This is a genomic window from Kitasatospora putterlickiae (genome assembly GCF_039527695.1).
In the GTDB taxonomy this organism is placed as follows: Bacteria; Actinomycetota; Actinomycetes; order Streptomycetales; family Streptomycetaceae; genus Kitasatospora; species Kitasatospora putterlickiae.
Map to the genome: position 1 here is coordinate 79,893 of NZ_BAAAKJ010000131.1, position 3,712 is coordinate 83,604.

A 3,712-nucleotide genomic window follows, 5' to 3' on the forward strand; every position below is an offset into this window, starting at 1 on the left:
GGCGCCGGCGGGACCCCGTTGGCGCGTACGTCGTCCTCGAACGCGGCGAGTCGGGCGGGGATGTCGATCCGGCCGGGGAAGTACAGGGAGAGGATCTGCAGGCCTTCCCAGGCGGCCACCAGCCGCTGGACGGTCAGCTTCGCGGAGCGCTCGTCACCGCCCAGGGCGCGGTACGTCCGGACGCCGATCCCGGTGGCCTCGCGCCGGCGCGCCCGCATCAGGGCGCGCCCGGGGTGCTCGGGGCTGGTCGCCTCGCCCAGGAGGGCGGTGAACAGCGGGATCCAGCCGGGCGTCGCCTCGTTGTCCCGCGCCGTCTCGGCGGCGCCGCGGTGCCTGACCACGCCGTCGGGACCGGGCGTCAGGCTGGCCAGGTAGTGGCGGTCCAGGCGGTGCACGAGCGCGGTGAGGATCTCCGCCTTCGAGGCGAAGTGGCGCAGCAGCGCCGGGTGGGAGATCTCCGAGGCGGCCGCGATGGCGCGCAGCGAGGTGGCGCGGTAGCCGGTGTCGATGAACAGCTCGTGGGCGGCGTCGAGGATCCGCTCGACGCGCTCTCGTCCGGTCCGGTAACTGCCGCGCTTCATCCCCATCTCCCCAGTATCCCCGCCCGCTGGACTCTTCCCAAAGGTTACCACCATGGTGGTAACTTACGGAGACGCGAACGTGAACGCCGACGAGTCGCGCTCGTCGAGCGCCCTGCCGCGTCCTGCCGCGCCGGGCCGGCCCCACCCGGCCCGCCCCCGCCCCGCCCCTCACATCGGAGGCAAGGATGTCCGTGCACGCTGACCCCCGATCAGCCCATGACCCGTCACCACCGGTCGACGGTGCGGCGGGTCAACCGTCCCGCGCGGTCCCGGCGGACCTGCGGCGCCTGTTCCGGACCGCCCCGTTCGCCGCAGCCGCGGCCCCGGTGGCCTACGGCGTCGCGCTCTACTACGTCGCGCTCCAGGTCGAGCACCTGGACCCGGACGCGAAGACCGGCAACCTCGCGATGATCAACGCCCTCGGCGCGGTGGCGGCGATGCTCGCCCAGCCGATCGTCGGCGTGCTGTCCGACCAGACCCGCAGCCGCTACGGCTCGCGAAGACCGTGGATGCTCGCCGGCGCGCTGATCGGCTCCGTCGCCCTGCTCACCTCGGGCCTCGCCTCGGGCCTGGCCGCGCTGACCGTGTGCTTCATGCTGGTGCAGTTCGGGTTCAACGCCTTCCAGGGGCCGTTCTCCGCGCTGCTGCCCGACCGGGTCCCCGAGCGGCTCCGCGGCCGCTTCTCGACGGGTGTCGGGCTCGGCGTCGTGCTCGGCTCGGCCGTCGGCCCGATCCTCGGTTCGCTGTTCGCGGACGACATCGCGCTCGGCTACACGGTGCTGGCCGGGGCCGTCCTCCTGGGCATCGTCCTGTTCGTCGCCCTCGTCCCCGACCGGGACAACCGCGGCGAACCGCGCCGCCCCTTCTCGGCACGCGCCTTCCTCGCCGCGTTCTGGGTGAACCCCGTGCGCCACCGCGACTTCTTCTGGGGCTTCACCGGGCGGATCCTGCTGTTCGGCGGATACACGATGCTGAGCACCTACCAGCTCTACCTGGCACAGGAGTACGTCGGACTCTCGATCGACGACGCGGCCCAGACCGTACCGCTGCTCGGACTCGTCTCCCTGCCCGCCGTCATCATCGCCACCGCCATCGCCGGCCCGCTCTCCGACCGGCTCGGCCGGCGCAAGCCGGTCGTCCTCGGCGCGGGACTGCTCATCTCCTTCGGCGCGATGATCCCGCTGGCGCTTCCGTCGGTCCTGGGACTGGCCCTGTCCCACTTCGTGGTCGCGGCCGGCTTCGGCGCCTTCGTCTCGGTCGACCAAGCGCTGATGAGCACCCTGCTCCCCAACCCCGACGACTTCGGCAAGGACCTCGGCGTCCTCAACCTCGCCGCGACGCTGCCGACCACCATCGCGCCGGTCCTGGCCGCGGGCATCGTGCACGCCTTCGGCGGCTACGGCGCGCTCTACCCGGCGGTCGGCGTGATCACCCTGCTCGGCGCCCTCGCCGTCCTGCGCATCCGCAGCGTTCGCTGACCGGCGCTCCCCCACTCCCCCCGTCACGAAAGGACAGCACGATGCACACCTCCCCGCACCTCACCGCTCTCGTCGAGCGCCTCACCCTGGAACAGAAAGTGCGCCTGCTGACCGGCGCCTCCGTCTGGTCCCTGCACGAGGAGCCGGCCGTCGGCCTGCGCCCGATCGTCGTCTCGGACGGCCCCACCGGCGTGCGCGGCGCCGCCGTCGACGACCGCGACCCCTCGGCCAGCCTGCCGTCGGCCAGTTCCGTCTCCGCCACCTGGGACCTGGCGCAGGTGCGCCGGCTCGGCGCCCTGATCGCCGCCGAGGCCCGTGGCAAGGGCGTCGACGTGGTGCTCGGCCCCACCGTCAACCTCCACCGCTCGCCCCGCGGCGGGCGCCACTTCGAGGCGTTCAGCGAAGACCCCTACCTCACCGGCGAGTTCGGCGCCGCCTACGTCGGCGCCGTGCAGGCGCACGGCGTGGCGACCACCGCCAAGCACTACGTCGCCAACGACTCCGAGACCGACCGCTTCACCGTGGACGTGCACGCCGACGAGCGCACCCTGCGGGAGCTGTACCTCGCCCCGTTCGAGCGGATGGTCGGAGCGGGGGCGTGGCTGGTCATGTCCTCCTACAACGGCGTCAACGGCGCGGCCATGTCCGCCAACCCGCTGCTGCGCGACCCGCTGAAGGACGAGTGGGGCTTCGACGGCGTCGTCATCTCCGACTGGGGCGCCGTGCACGGCACCGACGCGTCGGCCGCCTCCGGGCAGGACCTCGTCATGCCCGGCCCGGACGGCCCGTGGGGCGCGGCGCTGGTCGAGGCCGTCAAGGCCGGACGCGTCCCCGAGGCGGCGATCGACGAGAAGGTCGCCCGGCTGCTGCTGCTCGCCTCCCGCGTCGGCGCCCTGGAGGGCGCTCCCGAGGCCGTCCCGGTCCAGCCCTGGGAGGACGCCGCGATCGCGGAACTGCTGCGCGGCACCGCCGCCGACGGCATGGTCCTGGCCCGCAACGACGGCACCCTCCCGGCCGAGCCCCGGGACGGGCTGACGGTCGCCGTGATCGGGCAGCACGCCCGGCGCGCCCGCGCCCAGGGCGGCGGCTCGGCGGCGGTGTTCCCGCGCGGCGTCGTCACCCCGCTCGACGGACTGCGCCAGGCCTACGGCGACGACGCCGTCACCTTCGCCCCCGGCCTGCCCCCGGCCGACGAACTGCACCCCTTCACCCGCGACCAGGTCACCGACCCGATCACCGGCACCCCCGGCGTCCACGTCCGCTACCTCGACCAGGACGGCACCGCGTTCGCCGAGGACACCACCCCGTCCGGGCGTCTCGCCTGGCTCGGCGACGAGCGGCTGGCCCGGGCCGCGCGCATCGAGCTGACCACCCGCGTCACCGTCGACCGCGACGGCCGCCACGACCTCGGCTTCGCCGGTCTGGGCGCCTTCACCCTGGAGATCGACGGCGAGACCGCGGCCACCGAGACCGTCTCCCCCGCCGGCGAGGACCCCGTCACCGCCGTCCTCAACCCGCCCTCCGTCACCGTCACCCGCGAGCTGACCCGCGGCCAGTCGATCGGGCTGCGCCTGACGTACAGCCCCTCGCTGATGGGCGGCTTCCCGTTCGGGCTGGTGCTGCTCGGCGGCAAGGACGTGTTCGGCGACCCCG

The 3,712-nt window shown here is 74.0% G+C and carries 3 protein-coding genes; 2 read left to right on the forward strand and 1 reads right to left on the reverse strand.

The genetic code is table 11. The annotated features are described in order from the left end of the window. Nucleotides 1-581 (reverse strand): TetR/AcrR family transcriptional regulator (locus tag ABD308_RS13880; RefSeq protein ID WP_344333280.1); only part of this gene is annotated, 581 nt, incomplete at its 3' end. A gap of 185 nt (nucleotides 582-766) precedes the next feature. Between ABD308_RS13880 and ABD308_RS13885 the strand changes: the two genes are divergently transcribed. Together ABD308_RS13885 and ABD308_RS13890 are read left to right on the forward strand one after the other, a co-directional pair. Continuing rightward, on the forward strand, nucleotides 767-2,059 hold the full coding sequence (locus ABD308_RS13885) for an MFS transporter (RefSeq protein WP_344333283.1): 1,293 nt from the start codon (nucleotides 767-769) through the stop codon (nucleotides 2,057-2,059). A gap of 41 nt (nucleotides 2,060-2,100) precedes the next feature. Continuing rightward, on the forward strand, nucleotides 2,101-3,712 hold a 1,612-nt coding region (locus tag ABD308_RS13890), incomplete at its 3' end, for a glycoside hydrolase family 3 protein (protein ID WP_344333286.1).